The organism is Cytobacillus sp. FSL K6-0265 (assembly GCF_038003465.1).
Lineage (GTDB): Bacteria > Bacillota > Bacilli > Bacillales > Cytobacillaceae > Cytobacillus > Cytobacillus stercorigallinarum.
In genome coordinates this window covers 3,493,393-3,510,334 of record NZ_JBBOPE010000001.1, presented here as the reverse complement: position 1 = coordinate 3,510,334, position 16,942 = coordinate 3,493,393, and the positions used below count along the sequence as shown (strand labels likewise).

The 16,942-nt window shown below is 36.8% G+C and carries 19 protein-coding genes; 8 read left to right on the top strand and 11 right to left on the bottom strand.

Features of this window, described 5'->3' with window-relative positions; translation table 11 throughout:
- Nucleotides 1-76: 76 nt before the first annotated feature.
- Entirely contained in the window at nt 77-943 is an 867-nt protein-coding gene (locus MHH73_RS17695; RefSeq protein WP_341068421.1) for a dimethylarginine dimethylaminohydrolase family protein, read from the bottom strand.
- A gap of 334 nt (nt 944-1,277) precedes the next feature.
- On the bottom strand, nt 1,278-2,207 hold the full coding sequence (locus MHH73_RS17690; RefSeq protein ID WP_341068418.1) for a 1,4-dihydroxy-2-naphthoate polyprenyltransferase: 930 nt from the start codon (nt 2,205-2,207) through the stop codon (nt 1,278-1,280).
- A gap of 259 nt (nt 2,208-2,466) precedes the next feature.
- Between MHH73_RS17690 and MHH73_RS17685 the strand changes: the two genes are divergently transcribed.
- From MHH73_RS17685 to MHH73_RS17665, 5 genes are all read left to right on the top strand, one after another.
- On the top strand, nt 2,467-3,873 hold the full coding sequence (locus MHH73_RS17685) for an isochorismate synthase (protein WP_341068415.1): 1,407 nt from the start codon (nt 2,467-2,469) through the stop codon (nt 3,871-3,873).
- Entirely contained in the window at nt 3,870-5,615 is a 1,746-nt protein-coding gene (gene menD / locus MHH73_RS17680; RefSeq protein ID WP_191809724.1) for a 2-succinyl-5-enolpyruvyl-6-hydroxy-3-cyclohexene-1-carboxylic-acid synthase, read from the top strand. Before MHH73_RS17685 ends, menD begins: the two co-directional genes overlap by 4 nt.
- The gene (menH, locus tag MHH73_RS17675; protein WP_191809726.1) at nt 5,615-6,430 is read left to right on the top strand and encodes a 2-succinyl-6-hydroxy-2,4-cyclohexadiene-1-carboxylate synthase; all 816 of its coding nucleotides are present in this window, start codon (nt 5,615-5,617) and stop codon (nt 6,428-6,430) included. The genes menD and menH overlap by 1 nt, the downstream gene beginning before the upstream one ends.
- A 109-nt stretch (nt 6,431-6,539) precedes the next feature.
- Complete coding sequence (gene menB / locus MHH73_RS17670; RefSeq protein ID WP_095372144.1) at nt 6,540-7,361, top strand: 1,4-dihydroxy-2-naphthoyl-CoA synthase; 822 nt, start codon at nt 6,540-6,542, stop codon at nt 7,359-7,361.
- A gap of 98 nt (nt 7,362-7,459) precedes the next feature.
- Nucleotides 7,460-8,947: an o-succinylbenzoate--CoA ligase gene (locus MHH73_RS17665; protein ID WP_341068411.1), complete on the top strand. Its 1,488-nt coding sequence runs from the start codon at nt 7,460-7,462 to the stop codon at nt 8,945-8,947.
- Nucleotides 8,948-8,979: 32 nt separating this feature from the next.
- Here the strand turns inward: MHH73_RS17665 and MHH73_RS17660 are convergent, their stop codons facing one another.
- From MHH73_RS17660 to MHH73_RS17640, 5 genes are all read right to left on the bottom strand, one after another.
- Complete coding sequence (locus MHH73_RS17660; RefSeq protein WP_341068409.1) at nt 8,980-9,456, bottom strand: DinB family protein; 477 nt, start codon at nt 9,454-9,456, stop codon at nt 8,980-8,982.
- A complete protein-coding gene (locus MHH73_RS17655) occupies nt 9,449-9,640 on the bottom strand; it encodes a hypothetical protein (protein WP_341068408.1) in 192 nt (63 codons plus the stop codon). Before MHH73_RS17655 ends, MHH73_RS17660 begins: the two co-directional genes overlap by 8 nt.
- Nucleotides 9,633-10,616 (bottom strand): ribosome small subunit-dependent GTPase A, encoded by a 984-nt coding sequence (gene rsgA / locus MHH73_RS17650; RefSeq protein WP_341069819.1) that lies wholly within the window; start codon nt 10,614-10,616, stop codon nt 9,633-9,635. Before rsgA ends, MHH73_RS17655 begins: the two co-directional genes overlap by 8 nt.
- Nucleotides 10,617-10,943: 327 nt before the next feature.
- Nucleotides 10,944-11,093: a DUF1540 domain-containing protein gene (locus MHH73_RS17645; RefSeq protein ID WP_095372149.1), complete on the bottom strand. Its 150-nt coding sequence runs from the start codon at nt 11,091-11,093 to the stop codon at nt 10,944-10,946.
- Nucleotides 11,094-11,329: 236 nt separating this feature from the next.
- On the bottom strand, nt 11,330-12,307 hold the full coding sequence (locus tag MHH73_RS17640; RefSeq protein ID WP_341068407.1) for a metal ABC transporter solute-binding protein, Zn/Mn family: 978 nt from the start codon (nt 12,305-12,307) through the stop codon (nt 11,330-11,332).
- Between the two features lie 211 nt (nt 12,308-12,518).
- On the opposite strand from MHH73_RS17640, the gene MHH73_RS17635 reads away from it, so the two are divergent.
- Nucleotides 12,519-13,082: a beta-class carbonic anhydrase gene (locus tag MHH73_RS17635; protein WP_191809742.1), complete on the top strand. Its 564-nt coding sequence runs from the start codon at nt 12,519-12,521 to the stop codon at nt 13,080-13,082.
- Between the two features lies 1 nt (nt 13,083).
- Here the strand turns inward: MHH73_RS17635 and yidD are convergent, their stop codons facing one another.
- On the bottom strand, nt 13,084-13,326 hold the full coding sequence (yidD, locus tag MHH73_RS17630; protein ID WP_191809744.1) for a membrane protein insertion efficiency factor YidD: 243 nt from the start codon (nt 13,324-13,326) through the stop codon (nt 13,084-13,086).
- A 153-nt stretch (nt 13,327-13,479) separates the two neighbouring features.
- On the opposite strand from yidD, the gene MHH73_RS17625 reads away from it, so the two are divergent.
- Nucleotides 13,480-13,953, top strand: coding sequence for an S-ribosylhomocysteine lyase (locus tag MHH73_RS17625; protein ID WP_095372153.1), 474 nt, complete (start codon nt 13,480-13,482; stop codon nt 13,951-13,953).
- A gap of 275 nt (nt 13,954-14,228) precedes the next feature.
- Here MHH73_RS17625 and MHH73_RS17620 read toward each other — a convergent pair whose 3' ends face one another.
- The 3 genes from MHH73_RS17620 to ytzI all read right to left on the bottom strand — a co-directional run bounded on the left by MHH73_RS17620 (nt 14,229) and on the right by ytzI (nt 16,306).
- On the bottom strand, nt 14,229-14,570 hold the full coding sequence (locus tag MHH73_RS17620) for a hypothetical protein (protein WP_191809747.1): 342 nt from the start codon (nt 14,568-14,570) through the stop codon (nt 14,229-14,231).
- Between the two features lie 77 nt (nt 14,571-14,647).
- A complete protein-coding gene (gene cls / locus MHH73_RS17615) occupies nt 14,648-16,099 on the bottom strand; it encodes a cardiolipin synthase (protein ID WP_191809749.1) in 1,452 nt (483 codons plus the stop codon).
- A 33-nt stretch (nt 16,100-16,132) separates the two neighbouring features.
- Nucleotides 16,133-16,306, bottom strand: coding sequence for a YtzI protein (gene ytzI, locus MHH73_RS17610; RefSeq protein ID WP_191809751.1), 174 nt, complete (start codon nt 16,304-16,306; stop codon nt 16,133-16,135).
- A 135-nt stretch (nt 16,307-16,441) separates the two neighbouring features.
- Between ytzI and MHH73_RS17605 the strand changes: the two genes are divergently transcribed.
- Entirely contained in the window at nt 16,442-16,879 is a 438-nt protein-coding gene (locus tag MHH73_RS17605; RefSeq protein ID WP_191809753.1) for a Dps family protein, read from the top strand.
- Nucleotides 16,880-16,942 lie beyond the last annotated feature (63 nt).

Sequence of the window (16,942 nt, the reverse complement as noted above, 5' to 3'; positions counted from 1 at the left end):
ACATCTACACTTTTAAAAAAAGTATAAATGCTGAAAAAATGTCTAACCTTCTTATTCATCTAACCTCATTTGTTCTTCAATCAAAATAGTTTGGGTCTGTTAATCGTAGTAGGGGCATCGTGCAACAGCGGAATGCACCACCGGATTTTATGATTTCAGAAATATTTACTTCGATTACTTCAAAGCCTCTTTGACTGAGGGCTCGATTTACTTGTGTATTGATTGGTTGTGAGAATACTTGTCTATTACCTACAGAAAGGACATTTGTTCCTAGCGTGAACTGTTCTTCTTTAGAAACCTCAATAATGTCATATCTTGAATATAAATATTCTTCTACTTTTTCATCCATTTGTCCTGGATAGAGGAGTGCTTCTGTAGGAGACAGTACGTTAAAAATGCAGTCTAAATGTAAAAAGGATTTAGTGAATGGGACTGGTAATACTTTCATATGTGGTAATTTAGATTGTAAATAGTGAATACCAACCGTATCTGAACGATCACTTTGTCCAATATATACGGTATCTTGATCGATAATGACATCTCCACCTTCGACATGACCATGCTTTATATTGTTATAAGATACATGGTGGGATTCTAACCACTCATGTAAAATATCTTCCTCACCATGCCTGATTTTCGTTGCCATCGCAGCAATAAATACGGTGTGCCCAAGGGTGAAACCAATGTCACGGGTAAACACTTGTTCAGGATAGTTTTGACCTGGTGGTAAAAGCACGACCTCAATCCCTAAACCTTCTAATTCTGCTACAAATTGTTGATGCTGAATGATGGCTTGCTCTACATTAAAGCCTTTATCAGAATACCTTCTTTGGGTTTCATTGATTTGATTTTCAATATTCATGTAAGTTGGTTCGCATAATATGACCGTTTTTAATCGATCGTACTCTGTACTACATTGTGCTTTATATTGACTATCCAGCATCTTTCATCCTCCTTACAACCTTTTGTGAAATAACATCCTTTGTATCTATTCTGTTTAGCATCTTATTATGGGTGAATGCAGGATGTATTAAGTACTTGTCGTCTTAAAATGTTTAATAGGTAGGTTTAACTGCTGCTTTTCTTATAATATGACCTAGTTCAAATACTTTAGTCGCTTTCTAGATGTGCCGTTGGTGACTACAATAAGTGAAAAATTGCGATAATTATCCATTTATTTTATCATTTTATGTTACGCTAAACAGAGGTTGATTGCTAAAAAAGTAATAAAAAAGCGCCTTATATTATAAAAGGCGCTTAGCAAAGTGCTACTGATTTTATAGAATATATCCCATTAATAATCCTATAGAAAGTAGTAATCCAAATACAGTGTTTGTTTGGGCAGTATTTTTCATTGCTGGGACCATCTCATATGCGATCGTCTTGCCTTTAAATCCTTTAATAGCATTGATTGGTTTCGAGGCACTTAGCACAACGAGTGCAAGCCACGGTGAAACAATTTGCATTACAATTAAAATAAATACCCATATATAAGAAACAATAAACATGCCCGCTAATAATTTTACGGCTTTTGGACGTCCGATTAAAATAGCTAACGTTTTTCGACCAAATTCTTTGTCTCCATCTAAGTCTCGAATATTATTAGAGAGCATAATACCACCAACTAATAACAGACTAGGAATGGCGACAAGAACACTTGTCGTAGTTACGGTGCCTGTTTGAATAAAAAATGAGATTAAAATAAGTAACATACCCATAACAAAACCAGAAATAATCTCACCAAAAGGTGTATAGGCAATGGGGAATGGCCCTCCTGTGTATAAATAGCCAATAGCCATACCTAGAAGTCCAACAGCAGCTAACCACCAGCTGCTATTCATGCAAATGTAAATACCAATTAAGATGGATGCGCCGTATAACCCTAGAGCGGAGTTAAGTACAACATGTGGTTTAATTCCTTCTCTAACAATGGCTCCACCAATCCCTACAGACTCAGCTGTGTCATTGCCACGTTTAAAGTCATAATATTCATTGAACATATTCGTTGCAATTTGAAGGAAAAGACTAGCAACCATCATGGCGATGAAAAGGCCAACATTTATCGACGTTTCATAAATAGCCAATGCGGTACCTAGTAGTACAGGAACAAAGGCAGCGGTTAATGTATGTGGACGCGTTAATTGCCACCAGATTTTCCATTTCTTCTTCGTGGAATGTGGCGTGTTTATATTAGGTTGTGTTTGCACTTTTTAGTACCTCCAATTAAATCAAATAAAACAAATCACTTCCTTAAGTTTAGGTAAAGTCCTATTGAGTGTCAATTGAATTTTGCAAGAAGCGAAGGAGGATATTTCCTACTAAAGTACGAACAGTGCTTATTTTATTCTAAATAATATATAATAAGGAAGTGAATTGATTGGAATGATTGACAGCTTTTAAGCAAGAGGTGTATCTTTAAGGAATGAAGAATAGCAGCTGATTGTAGCTGTTATTGGAGGGATTTTTTTGTTTACTTTACAGCACACAGAATTTAAAGAAGGGTTTATTGAAGCGTTATCGAAAGCACAACGAACGAACCATGATATTTTATTTAGTAAGGTTTGTGAGATAGATTGCATAGATCCTTTAGCTTTTTTTGGAGCAGGAAAAAAGACAGAACTAGGTGATCGGTTTTTTTGGACAGGTTCTGATAATGAGGTTGTAATAACTGGTGTTGGTATTAACTATTTATTTCAATCGGATCAGACTACTGACCGCTTTTTTTATGTGCAAAAAAGGTGGCAGTCATTGCTTGATGAGGCAATAATCCATAATTCTTACTCTATCGATGCGATTGGCCCAACAATATTTGGTGGATTCACTTTCGATCCTTTGAAAGAGAAGACCGAATTATGGAGCCAATATAAGCATACAGATTTTCATCTACCGCAGTATATGTGCACTATGACTGGTGGCCGTACTTTTTTAACAACGAATATGCTTGTTCATCCAAACGATAGAGAAGATCGTATAGAAGATATGTTAGAGGAACGTAGGCAATTGTTACAAAATGCGAAAATATTTCCTACTATTAAAAATAACAAGGTGATTGCCCAACAAGAGGTAGCGCCTAGAGAATGGAAGAAAGCTGTCGCAAAAGTAGTAGATGAGATGAGAAAAGACGTTATACAAAAAGTTGTTTTAGCAAGAGAAACGAGGCTTACTTTTGCTAATACTGTACAAATTGAAAGCGTCCTACAAAACCTTTTAGACAAGCAAAAAAACAGCTTTATTTTTGCCTTTGAGTCAGGATCCGATTGTTTTATTGGAGCGACACCAGAACGGTTAGTGAAAAAACAAGGCCATACGCTTTATACAACTTGTTTAGCAGGCTCAATAAAAAGAGGAGAGACGAAGGAAGAGGATGAAGTTCTCGGGAAAGAATTATTACAAGACGAAAAAAATCTCCAAGAGCATCAATATGTTGTAGATATGATTCGTCAAGCGATGGAAATGGTAGGTACAGAAGTCGACATACCTGACGGCCCTCAGCTTTTAAAATTAAGAGATATTCAACACCTTTATACTCCAGTTATTGCAGAAACTAGTAAGGAAGGTTCGCTCTTTGCAATTATAGAAAAACTGCACCCAACACCAGCTCTTGGTGGCGTTCCGACAGAAAAAGCTGTGGAAGCCATTAGGAATTTGGAGATATTAGACAGAGGTTTATATGGCAGTCCAATTGGCTGGCTGGATTATCAAGGCAATGGCGATTTTGCAGTTGCTTTGCGATCGGGATTAATTCAAGATAATGAGGCTTCGATATTTGCTGGCTGTGGCATTGTGAAAGATTCTGAAGTTGAAAGTGAATTTCAGGAAACGAAAATTAAGTTTAGACCAATGTTATCAGCGCTTGGAGGGGAAATAAAATGAGCCATCAACAGGCTTTAACAAAATACATTGCAGCTTTCATTACTGAGCTAGTAAAAAATGGCGTAGAAGATGTGGTTGTCAGTCCTGGATCCCGCTCTACGCCCATGGCTATGGTAATGGCAGAGCACCCAGATCTTCAAGTTCATATCCATGTTGATGAACGTTCGGCCGCCTTTTTTGCTCTTGGCATGGCCAAAGGTACAAAACGTCCAGTCGCCATTTTATGTACTTCGGGTACAGCTGCGGCAAATTACTATCCTGCGATAATTGAAGCGTTTTACTCTCGAGTACCTCTACTTGTCTTTACTGCAGACCGTCCTCATGAACTAAGAGATATAGGTGCGCCACAAGCGATCGACCAAATTCAAATGTACGGAAAAAATGTCAAATGGTTTGCAGAAATGGCACCACCTGAGAATGCTGCTTCGATGATTAATTATGTCCGTACAACTGCTGTGAGAGCAGTTGCTACGGCGAAAAGGAACCCAGCAGGCCCTGTTCATTTGAATTTTCCGTTTAGGGAACCGCTTATTCCCGATCTAAATGATCCGGAGATTTTCCATAGTTCTTCTAGAGAAGAAAAGTATATGACAGTGTCATCATCTTTTTTAACAGTAGATGATGCCAGGTTTGATACGATGGCGCAAACGGTCTCAACATATAAAAAAGGTTTGATTATCTGCGGGCCGATGGATGATGCTGACCTTTCGCATAAGATTGTTGAACTTGGAAAGGTGTTACAATTTCCAATTATTGCTGATCCACTTTCACAATTACGCAGTGGACGCCATGAACAGAGCCAAATCATTGATGCATATGATGCCATTTTAAAAAGTGAGACAGCGAAAGTTGAGTTGCAACCTGAGTTAATCATTCGTTTTGGAGCGATGCCCGTATCGAAACCGTTGCTACTGTTTATGAAGCAGTATCCGGAAACGCGGCAATTAATTGTTGATGGTGGCGGCGGTTTCAGAGACCCTTCATTGTTATCAACAGATATGATTTATTGTGATGAGAAACAATTTTGTGAAGAACTGACTCTCCGTGCCAATGCTAGACAAGAGAATGACTATCTAACTTTATGGCAGGACGTTAATGATGTGGCAAAAAGTGAAATGGTAAAAGTGTTGGAAATAGAACAACTCAATGAGGGAAAGATTTTTGCGCAGTTAGGTCAGTTACTGCCTGAAGAGGCTACGATTTTCGTTGGGAATAGCATGCCCATTCGGGATTTAGATAGCTTTTATTTTGGCAATAACAAATCGATGAGGATTTTAGGTAATAGAGGAGCAAATGGTATTGACGGTACGATTTCCACAGCTCTTGGTGTGGCTATGCATGCACAACCGCTATACCTAATCGTTGGAGATTTGACTTTCTTCCACGACTTGAATGGATTGATTGCTAGTAAACTCTACCATATTCCTATTACAGTGATTGTTATAAATAATAACGGTGGAGGGATCTTCTCTTTCCTACCACAGTCAGAACACCCGAAGCATTTTGAATTATTGTTTGGAACGCCTTTGAACATTGATTTCTCACACAGTGTAACAATGTTTGGTGGAGATTATATAAAGGTGGAAGATTGGCAGCAGTTCTCGGAAGCAATTGAAACGGAGACATCTCATTTAAAGGTAATTGAGGTTATGACCAATAGAGAAAATAATGTAAGAGAACATCGGAATTTGTGGGAATCTGTTTCCCGGGAAATAGATAAGAGAATAAAGGACGAAGACTAATGGACTTTTTCTTCAAAAATGTGAAATATCATGTCGAAACTTTCGGTAATGGAGAGCCGATCATGGCGCTTCATGGATTTACAGGGTATGGCAATAGTTGGCGATTTTATTCAGAAGAAATATCTGATCGAACCATCATTGCACCGGATATTATTGGTCACGGGCAGTCAGATTCACCGGAAGATATTTCTCATTATCAAATAGAAGAACAAGCGGCTATGCTTGCCCATTTAATAGACATTATGAAGTTAAATAAAGTTGATGTAGTGGGCTATTCAATGGGCGGGCGATTAGCCATTACCTTTGCTCTGCTTTTTCCAGAAAAAGTCCATCGCCTGATCCTTGAGAGTACCACACCAGGAATCGACTCTAGTGAAGATAGAGCATTACGCATAAAAAATGATATGAAAATTTGTCAAATGATTAAAGATAAAGAAATAGAGGGATTTGTGAATTATTGGGAAAACATCCCTTTGTTTGCAAGTCAAAAGAGATTAACAGCACGTAAGAGAGAGCAGGTACGGAGGCAACGACTGAGAAATAACCCTCAAGGGTTAATAAACAGTCTTATTGGGATGGGGACGGGTGCGCAACCTAGTTGGTGGACAGCGATCGCGGAGCTTCAGATGCCAGTCCTTATTTTAACAGGTTCAATCGATCAAAAGTTTTGCATGATTGGTGAAGAAATGTCTAAGCGTATTCAGCATGCTACACATCATACGATTGAAGAATCGGGCCATACCGTTCACCTTGAAAAACCTTTACAGTATGTGGCTGAAATAGAGAAGTTTTTATTGGAAACATCAACCTGTTAGAAGAAAATCATGAAAAAAGGTGTGTTTTTCGTCAATTATTGCTAAAATATGATAGGAAGCACTATTAAAACTACAAATTGAGTTAGTAATATAGAAGGAGGACTTTGAAATGTCAGCAGTAGAATGGGTAGCAGGCCGTAAGTATGAAGAAATTCTATATGAAACATATAACGGTATTGCCAAAATTACAATTAACCGTCCGCACGTACATAATGCATTCACACCTAAAACTGTAATGGAATTAATGGATGCATTTGCATACGCACGAGATGATTCTAATGTAGGTGTAATCGTTCTTACAGGAGCAGGAGATAAAGCTTTCTGTTCTGGTGGGGACCAAAAAGTCCGTGGACACGGCGGATATGTTGGAGATGACCAAATTCCTCGTTTGAACGTACTAGACTTACAACGATTGATTCGTGTCATTCCTAAACCTGTCATTGCAATGGTAAAAGGTTATGCTATTGGTGGTGGCCATGTTCTTCACGTTGTTTGTGATTTAACAATTGCTGCAGATAATGCTGTATTTGGTCAAACAGGCCCGAAAGTCGGTAGCTTTGACGCTGGTTATGGTTCTGGATACTTGGCACGTCTTGTAGGACATAAGAAAGCGCGTGAGATTTGGTTCTTATGCCGTCAATATAACGCACAAGAAGCTTTAGACATGGGATTAGTTAATACAGTAGTACCACTTGAAAAAGTAGAAGAGGAAACGATTCAATGGTGTGAAGAAATTCTATCAAAAAGTCCAACTGCGATTCGTTTCTTAAAAGCTGCATTTAATGCAGATACAGATGGTCTAGCAGGCCTTCAGCAGTTTGCTGGAGATGCAACACTTCTTTACTATACTTCTGATGAAGCAAAAGAAGGTAGAGACGCATTTAAAGAAAAACGTGATCCTGACTTTGGACAATTCCCACGTTTCCCTTAATGAAATGATACAATGAGCAGCTTGATGGGATGACCATCAAGCTGTTTTGCCATTGTTTTTTAGGATTCGTTGTGACTATATTAAAGAAGGTGTCTGTTTTGTCTAATCAAGAGATGCAAAATTTTATTTATAAAAGGTTTTTATCTACTCCGAAAAGAGAAGCGTTTTATTATGAAGGAAAGAGTTATACTTTTGAAAACGTTTATAATGAGGCATATCGGTGGGCGGGTATCTTATCAGCAAAAGGAGTAAAGCAAACACAATTCGTTGGCGTACTGCTTAAGAATAATCTTCATTCGGTTTTCATTTTATTCGCTTTGCAACTTCTCGGCGTTAAAGCGGTAATATTAAACAGTAGGCTAACGAGTAAAGAAATTATTTGGCAATTACAGGATTCAGAGTCTGTCTTTTTTATTACGGAAGAAGCATTTAAAAAAGTTCGAACTGATGTGGAAATGGAAGTACCATCCCTTCGTTTACTTGTTAAGGAGGAAATCGTAGATGATGATTACGAGGAGCCTTCCATTGTAAGGGAAGTCCGGTTAGATGATATTTGCACAATTATGTACACATCAGGAACGACAGGTCATCCAAAAGGTGTAATGCAAACTTACGGTAACCACTTATGGAGTGCAGTTGGCTCAAGTTTAAACCTTGGACTAAGAGATAATGATGTATGGTTATGTGCTGTTCCATTATTTCATATAAGCGGTTTCTCCATTCTTATGAGAGGACTCATTTATGGACATAAGATTGTACTATTAGATAGTTTCGATGCGGATAAAACGATTACACTGATCCGTGAGCAACAAGTGACAATTATGTCTGCAGTCAGTACGATGTTGAAGAAAATGGTAGAACGTTTGCAACAGCAGACGTTGCACGATTCATTTCGCTGTTTGTTGCTTGGAGGAGGACCGGCATCTCGTGCACTATTAGAGGATTCCGTTTCTTGTGGTATTCCGGTTTATCAAACATACGGGATGACAGAGACTTCTTCACAAATCGTGACATTATCACCTGAGGATAGTATGAAAAAGCTAGGTTCTGCTGGTAAAGCCTTATTCCCTTCTCAAGTAAAGATATGTAGAGAGACGGGTGAAGAGGCAGAGGCAAATGAATCTGGTGAAATTTTTGTTAAAGGGCCAAATGTAACAAGTGGTTATTTAGGTAAAGATGAGGCAACTGCTGAAAAAATTCAACAAGGTTGGCTAGCAACGGGGGATATAGGCCTTCTTGATGAGGATGGCTTTCTTTATGTGCTCGACCGTCGCTCTGATTTGATTATTTCAGGAGGAGAAAATGTGTATCCTGCTGAAGTAGAAGGAATTGTTGCTGCTCATCCAGCTGTAGATGATACAGGTGTGATTGGTATGAAAGATTCCACATGGGGAGAAGTGCCGGTAGCATTTGTTGTAATCAAGAAAAACGCAGAAGTTTCTCATAAAGAGCTTGAGGAATTTTGCCAAGAAAAATTAGCGAAGTACAAAATTCCGAAGAGATTTTTTATTGTCGATCAAATTCCAAGAAACGCAGCTAAAAAAATCCTGCGAAGAGAACTAAGAAAAATGGTACAAGTATTTTAAAGAAAGAAAATCCGAATATTTGTTCGGATTTTCTAATATGATGACTTTATTATTTTCTTCAAATAAGCTATCTGTCCTATATGGTATGCATTGTGTGAAGTGACATTGGCAATGATTGCCCACCAATGGGCTGTGACAGGAAATCCTTTGACATGTTGATCTAATAATTCATTGGTTGTTAGGGTTTTTTGCCAGTGTTGTAACTTGACCAAGAGTGAAGCTTTTAAATCTGAAAAGGTTTTTCCTTTAGGAACGACAAAGCTCAAATCATTATTTTCTATTCGCTTAACTGTCCCAACATCATTATCTTTAAAACGAACATGCCAAACTTCATTCCAGTAAATGAGATGTTGTGTTATTTCGGCTATGCTATGACTTTTACTGTTTAGCTTCATGAACGCTTCTTCTTCACTTATTTCATCAACAGTTTGCAAGAAGGGTGTATACCAACTAGGATCATCTGCATTTGCAGCTAACTGATTGCATAATACTTCTCTAGCTTCAGCCATTACCCTTCCTCCTAATGAATTTTCCCTTTAAGCAAATTTCACATTGAAGCAAGTAATCGGTTATAGGGAATAGATAAGCGGTTTCTCTGCCAAAATAATTTCCGCTATCAATGAAGCCAACCGTTTTAAAATATCCACTATACCAATTCTCTTTCTTGATTGCAGTTAAATGAATGTCACTCATAACGTGCACTCTTTTTCTTATTCGTTGTTTTCATACGTTTCTTTTCTTGTTTGACACGACGTTTCTCGAGCATGATTAATTCTCGTTCTAGTTTAAAGTAGTTACTAAGTCTCTTCTCAGTAATTTTACCTTCAACGATTGCTTGTTGTACGGCACATCCTACTTCTTTATGATGAGAGCAGTTTCTAAATTTACATTGCTCACTTAGTGCCTGAATGTCTGTAAAGCTCTCGCCTATATTTATATCATCTTCCCAAAGTTGAAATTCACGCATACCTGGTGTATCGATGATATAACCATCACCTAATAGAATTAATTCTCTGTGGGTTGTGGTGTGGCGACCTTTTTGATCATCTTCACGAATATTGCCCACCTTCATTCGATCCTCATTCGTTAGTAAGTTAATAAGTGTAGATTTCCCGACACCAGATGATCCCACAAATGCCCCAGTTTTGCCTCCGGATAAGTAATCTTTGATGACCTCTACAGATTCAGGTTGAAACATACTAACCATTGTGAAATCGACGCCAAGTAGTAATAATTGATCTGAAATCCATCCTTTATCTTCACAAAGATCAGCTTTCGTTAACACAATAATAGGTGAAGCTCCAGAATGTTGTACGGCTACTAAATAGCGCTCGATTCTTGCTATATTAAAATCTTCGTTCATGCTTGTAACAATAAATAGATAATCTATGTTGGTGGCGATGATTTGTTCCTTCATTGCAACACCGGCAGTTTTCCTTGAAAACTTGCTCGTTCGTGGTAAAATTTCTTGGATAATCGCTTTATCTTCATTTTGTAATTGGTGAAAGACCACCCAATCACCAACAGTTGGATAGTCTGCCTCATGTTGTACATGATAGTGATAGTTGCCAGGTAGGGTAGCTGGTAATAATTTTTGCTCTTTTGTCAATATTTTGTACATATGGTTATAGGCGATAGCAATTCGCCCGATGAGTTGTTTTTCATGCATGTTTTTCAAATTCATTTCCTCCATTTTTGTGATATATAAAAAACCTTATGACCCGCAATTAAAGGATCATAAGGTTTATCCGCACATAAATGAAAGAAATGAGTAATAGGGTATTAACCTATTTCCAATGAGCATGATAAATATGAAAACTTTAATTGCTTCGGTATGAAAAAGTTAATTAGATTCATCATGCTCACCCACTTTCAATATTTAGTAGCTTCAGTATATAATTTTATTTGAAAAATAGCAATAATTATTTTTTTTAGAAAAAGGAAGACGCCTTTATATGTACGGAAATTACATATAAAAGCGTCTATAGGCTATTTCTTATTGAGGTTCAAACGTTTTACAGTCAGTTTCCTTGCTCGTAGATGCCTGGTCTCGATGGCTGACTACATAAATTTGATCAGCACCACATAGATTGCCTTTTTCCCAGAAAGTACAATTATTGACTTCACACAATACATCTTTTGCCATCATTTTCACTTCCTTTAGAAAAAATCTTCAGATGGATTTCGCCATCATCACTATTCTTACCATAATTGGCTTATGATATAATCATAAGTTTTTTCAAAAAAAGGAAGAGGAAACTAATTATCACTAACAATATCTCTGATTCTTACGATATGGGTAGTTAAATGCTTTTTACCCTATATATGATTTCTTGAAAAAATTAGAACCAAAGCATTCATTTGCTCTGGTCCCACTAAAAGTTAGTTTAAACCTTTTTCCAGGTTTTCAATATTTTTTTCCATTAAGGTAAAATAGTTTTCTCCATCATTAATGTCTGCTTCAGTTAAGACAGCAAGGTTATGAAGCTGTAGGCTCTCGGCCCCGATTTCAGATTGAACGATCTCAGTTAATTTAGAGCTAACATTTTGCTCGAAATAAATCGTATCTAATTCATTTTCATTTGCTGTTTGAATAATATTCTGCAACTGCTTTTGGGAAGGCTCACTAGATGTGCTAAGCCCAGCTACACTTATTTGTTCTAACCCATAACGCGATTCCCAATAACCATAGGCTGCATGAGAAACGATGAATTTGTTTTTATTTGCATTTTCAACCATTGAAGTAAATGTATTATTTAATTCATTTAGTTCTTCATTTAGTTTATTAAAGTTTGCTGTGAATTCTTCTTCATGCTCTGGAAGGGCAGTAATTAATTGTGCTTTAATTTCCTCTGCTAATTGCTGTCCGTATACTGGATCAATCCAAACATGTGGGTCAACATCGCCATGGTCGTGTCCATCATGACTATGACCATCATGGTCGTGATCATGTTCATGTTCATGATCATCGTGATTGTGTTGCTCTGTGTTTTCTATTGCAAGATTTTCACCAGCGGCAATCATTTTGACGCCTTCATTATTTAAGATATCTTTCGCTTGATCAACAAATCCTTCTAAACCAAGGCCCATATAGATAAATAAATCAGAATCCGCCATTTTAATCATGTCCTTTTGCGAAGGTTCGAAAGTATGTTCATCAGAGCCAGGAGGATAAACAGTTTTTACATCAACAAGGTCTCCACCGATTCTTTCTGTGAAGTATTGTAATGGGTAGACTGTAGTATAAACAGATAAAACATCTTCTGATGATTGTGCTGTTCCTTTGTCGCTGGCAGTTGAATTTGAACATGCAGCAAGGATGAAAATAAAAGGAATAAGTAAAATAGATAATTTCTTCATATGTTTCTCCCCTCAATGTATCAAATCGTATTTATTACGATTTATATTTCGTTTTAATCCGTAATCATTCCGATTCACATATGTAATCATACAAAAACTAAATCCAAAAATCAAGTATAAAATTTGTTAAAATGGATACTATTTTGTATCATAAAAGAAGAGCAAGCGATTTAACACATATTTACCAATATACGTAGTGGAGATGAAAATAATGAGTCTTTTACAAGAGGTATTAGCATTTAATAAGGAGTTTGTTGAAACAGAGCAATATCGTGATTATGCCACAACGAAATATCCAAACAAACGAATGGTTATTTTGACTTGTATGGATACAAGATTAGTGGAACTATTACCGAAAGCATTGAATGTGAAAAATGGTGATATAAAAATCGTCAAAACAGCAGGGGCCCTTGTGAGTCATCCGTTCGGTAGTATTATGAGAAGTATTCTTGTTGCTCTGTATCAATTAAAAGCAGATGAAGTCTTAGTGATTGGCCACCATGATTGTGGGATGAGTGGAATGAATGCCAATGCTATGATTGAAAATATGAAGGAAAGAGGCATTTCAGAAGAAACGATTTCTACTTTGAATTATTCTGGTATTAATATTGAGAGCTGGTTAGAAGGCTTTGATCAAGTAGAGGACAGTGTCGCGCATAGTGTCGATATGATTAAGAACCACCCGCTGATTCCAGCAGTACCAGTACATGGTCTTGTCATCGATCCTAGTACGGGCAAACTGGACTTAGTAGTGGATGGATATGAGAAGAAATAAGTTATTTGCTTTGTTTCCGATTTGGCCATTCTTCCGGCACGAAATCAACTCCACCAGGATGGAATGGGTGACATTTTAAGATTCTTTTAATAGTTAAATATCCACCCTTTATTGCACCAAAGCGTTTAACGGCCTCTAATCCGTAATTAGAGCAAGTAGGGTAAAAACGACAAGTAGGTGGCTTGATGGGTGAAATGGCGACTTGATAGAATTTAAAAAATCCAAGCATGATTTTTTGTAACATATGGACCTTCCTTTGAAAAAAGTTGCTCTTTTAGCACCAAGATATCATATAATAGGGTGAAAAGTCCAAATCATTGACTATATATTTAAAGTTGATGAAATTAGTCGGATATTATAGTATAATAAAGGCAATGATGATAAAGGAGTGTATTTTATGCCATCAGTTGAAAGTTTTGAATTAGACCATAACGCTGTCAAGGCTCCATATGTGAGACATTGTGGCGTGCATAAAGTAGGAACAGACGGAAAGATCAACAAATATGATATTCGTTTCTGTCAGCCAAACAAAGCGGCTATGAAGCCAGATTCTATTCACACACTTGAACATTTACTTGCGTTTAACATTCGAACACACGCAGAGAAATATGATCATTTTGATATTATTGATATCTCGCCAATGGGTTGTCAAACAGGCTACTATTTAGTCGTAAGTGGTGAGCCAACAGTGGAAGAAATTATCGACCTTTTAGATGCAACAATGAAAGATGCTGTTGAAATTGTAGAAATACCAGCAGCAAATGAAAAACAATGTGGTCAAGCGAAGCTACACGACCTAGAAGGTGCAAAGAAGTTAATGAAATATTGGCTTTCTCAATCAAAAGAAGAATTAAAGCAAGTATTTGCTTAAGTGGTTCTCCTTCCATCATATTTGATGGAAGGTTTTTTATTTTTAACGGTTATAAGAAATGAAAAGATTATTACTTTACCACAACGCAAACAGAAAGATAAACTTTCTCTGAATCAAGAACATTTTTAATCTAAAGGACGAAGATTGAGTAAAATCTGTCCGCTACAAATAAAGTCCACCCAATTCCTTACATTTACCTCTTGTTTTTGATTATTAAAAAAATTAATAACAGAACTAATAAGAAACTCAATTATGTATTGAAAACAAACCTTTATTTATAAAGGTACTGGAGGAATAATTTCAGTTAGTAGCAAGATGAAAAAAATAAGCCCGATAAGAAAAAAGGTGAGGGAAGCGATAAAGAATGGTCCTCGTCTAAATATAGTCGGTGGTTCTACAAAGGGTGTGAAGCCCGTTTCAGCCCGAGTTCTAGCATCTTGTTGTTCCTTGATGTAAGAAAGCCCTCCAGAAAAATAAATGCTTGTAATAAGGAATACAATGCCCGTAAAGAACATGACTTCAATAAAGCGCACAGTAAACTGAGAAGAGAGAAAATATGTGATACCTGTTTCGATGGCAAAGGTAATGAGGAAAATGGTCCAAAACTTTTTCTTCATCAACATGACTCCTTTTTTATCCATATATTCCTATTTTATGTTATTGATCACCATAAATCTATACAAAAATCACCGACTCACAGAATCGGTGATAGTAGGCGTGATATAGATTCCTTGAACTTAATATATAAGGAACGGTTATTGTAATCATCTAATGTAAGGTTACGTGATACTCTTACATCATTATAGAAACTAGCTGCCACTTCCTCAGCTATCTTGCGGTCATAAATAAACGCATTGACCTCAAAGTTGAGTTTAAAGCTTCGAACATCAATATTGGCTGTCCCAACAGATGCAATTTCATCATCAATTACGATTGTTTTCGCATGAATAAAACCATTATCATAAATCAGCACTTTTGCCCCGAGTTTTAATAATTCACCAATGTACGAATAGGTAGCCCAATAAACAAACATATGGTCAGGCTTGTTAGGAATCATGATTTTCACATTAACACCCGACAAAACAGCTATTCTAAGTGCATCAACCACACTCGCATCAGGGATAAAATAGGGAGTTTGAATAAGAATGGTTTCTTTTGCAGACATAATCATTTTGATATAACCAAGTTTGATTTGTTCGAGTTCGTTATCAGGTCCGCTTGCTACTATTTGCATAGGGATACGTCCCTTTGTAGTCATAGGGGGATAATACTCCGGTAAATAATGAATGTCGTGACGATGAGAAGCTTGATTCCAGTCAAGAATAAAGCGTGTTTGTATCGCATAAACTGCGCTTCCTTCTATTCTTAAATGCGTATCTCGCCAATAACCGAATTTTTTATTTAAACCTAAGTATTCATCTCCAACATTAAAGCCACCAACATAGCCAATTTTGCCATCAATAATCACTAGCTTACGATGATTGCGGTAATTTAACCGTAAATTAATAAAGTGGAATTTAGACGGAAAGAACGCCTCAACCTCTCCCCCAGCTTCACGTAAGCTCTTAAAAAACCGCTTGGTTAAACTTCTTGACCCTAGATCATCATATAAAATGCGGACCTTTACACCTTCACGGGCTTTTTTGTTCAGAAGTGTGATTAAACTTTTGCTTAATGCGTCCCTTCTCAAGATATAGTATTGAAGATGGATATGGTCGGTAGCGCTTTCTATATCTTTAAATAACGCATCGAACTTGTCTTTGCCATCAGTATACATTTGAATATCATTATCTTGGGTGAGTACAGCATCATTATTTACTAATTGCATATGAATGAGGTCATAATGATTTTGAACTTGCTCATTTTCTGCAGGCAAACTGCGGTTGTGAAGAGCAGATATTTGCATTTTAAGCATTTCATCAATGCCTATTTTCTTACGATCTTCCCATTGAAACATTTTCTTCTTTTTGGAGAAGTTTTGTCCGAATAATAAGTAAATGGCAAACCCTAGTAATGGGATAAAGAACAAAACTAGTAACCATGCCCAAGTGGATGCGGCATCTTTCCGTTCAAGAAAAATAACGACAATGGCAAGGATCATATTTAAAAGGTAAATGAGTCCAATAAATATGGAGTAAATATCCATAGAAGTGCAGATTCCTCTCAAAAAGTTTTAGTATTATTTTGTCTCCTTGTCCTCTTGGTTAGGTGCTTTCTCTTCTTCTGTAAGAGATTTAGGTAGAGGATCAACGGTATGTTTAAATGTGTAAGCTTTGGATGTTGTCATTACACTTAAAATAAGGATTGTAAAGACAATAAGAATTGATATCATAATGACAATAATATAAGTCATAAATAGTCTCCCCCTTTACAAAAGCTATTTTACCATTTCTCTCTTTTAATCTGAACTAAAATATCTTTCCTTATCCGATAGTTATGTGTTTGAAAATTGGATAAGCGGGTATCTTATAAGTGGAGGTTGATAAATATGAGCGAAAAATTAATTCAATCAGTAAATAAACAAGTAGCAAACTGGACAGTAATGTATGTAAAGTTACATAACTACCATTGGTATGTTAAAGGAAGCAACTTTTTCGTATTACATGAAAAATTTGAAGAACTATATAACGAAGCAAATGACCATATTGATGAATTAGCAGAAAGAATACTTGCTTTAGGTGGAAATCCTGTAGCAACAATGAAGGAATGCTTAGATACGGCTTCAATTGAAGAAGCAACAGGTAAAGAGGATGCAAGAGACATGGTACAATCTGTTTGGAATGACTTTGATAAAATGTTAGGTGAACTGCAAGAAGGCATTGAACTAGCTGATGAGGCTAAGGATGAAGCCACTGGTGATATGCTTATTGCCGTTAAACAGAGTGTAAAAAAACATAACTGGATGCTTAAAGCATTTCTTGGATAAATGTAAGAAAATCTCTTTTGTTGTGCACCCCGAAAGTTAGACTAAAAAACTTTCGGGGTGTTT

Coding starts and splice junctions, on each gene's coding strand:
- MHH73_RS17695 (WP_341068421.1), bottom strand. CDS start 943: ATGCTGGATAGTCAATATAAAGCACAATGTAGTACAGAGTACGATCGA.
- menD (WP_191809724.1), top strand. CDS start 3,870: ATGAGCCATCAACAGGCTTTAACAAAATACATTGCAGCTTTCATTACT.
- menH (WP_191809726.1), top strand. CDS start 5,615: ATGGACTTTTTCTTCAAAAATGTGAAATATCATGTCGAAACTTTCGGT.
- menB (WP_095372144.1), top strand. CDS start 6,540: ATGTCAGCAGTAGAATGGGTAGCAGGCCGTAAGTATGAAGAAATTCTA.
- MHH73_RS17660 (WP_341068409.1), bottom strand. CDS start 9,456: ATGGCTGAAGCTAGAGAAGTATTATGCAATCAGTTAGCTGCAAATGCA.
- MHH73_RS17655 (WP_341068408.1), bottom strand. CDS start 9,640: ATGAGTGACATTCATTTAACTGCAATCAAGAAAGAGAATTGGTATAGT.
- rsgA (WP_341069819.1), bottom strand. CDS start 10,616: ATGCATGAAAAACAACTCATCGGGCGAATTGCTATCGCCTATAACCAT.
- MHH73_RS17645 (WP_095372149.1), bottom strand. CDS start 11,093: ATGGCAAAAGATGTATTGTGTGAAGTCAATAATTGTACTTTCTGGGAA.
- MHH73_RS17640 (WP_341068407.1), bottom strand. CDS start 12,307: ATGAAGAAATTATCTATTTTACTTATTCCTTTTATTTTCATCCTTGCT.
- MHH73_RS17635 (WP_191809742.1), top strand. CDS start 12,519: ATGAGTCTTTTACAAGAGGTATTAGCATTTAATAAGGAGTTTGTTGAA.
- yidD (WP_191809744.1), bottom strand. CDS start 13,326: ATGTTACAAAAAATCATGCTTGGATTTTTTAAATTCTATCAAGTCGCC.
- MHH73_RS17625 (WP_095372153.1), top strand. CDS start 13,480: ATGCCATCAGTTGAAAGTTTTGAATTAGACCATAACGCTGTCAAGGCT.
- MHH73_RS17620 (WP_191809747.1), bottom strand. CDS start 14,570: ATGAAGAAAAAGTTTTGGACCATTTTCCTCATTACCTTTGCCATCGAA.
- cls (WP_191809749.1), bottom strand. CDS start 16,099: ATGGATATTTACTCCATATTTATTGGACTCATTTACCTTTTAAATATG.
- ytzI (WP_191809751.1), bottom strand. CDS start 16,306: ATGACTTATATTATTGTCATTATGATATCAATTCTTATTGTCTTTACA.
- MHH73_RS17605 (WP_191809753.1), top strand. CDS start 16,442: ATGAGCGAAAAATTAATTCAATCAGTAAATAAACAAGTAGCAAACTGG.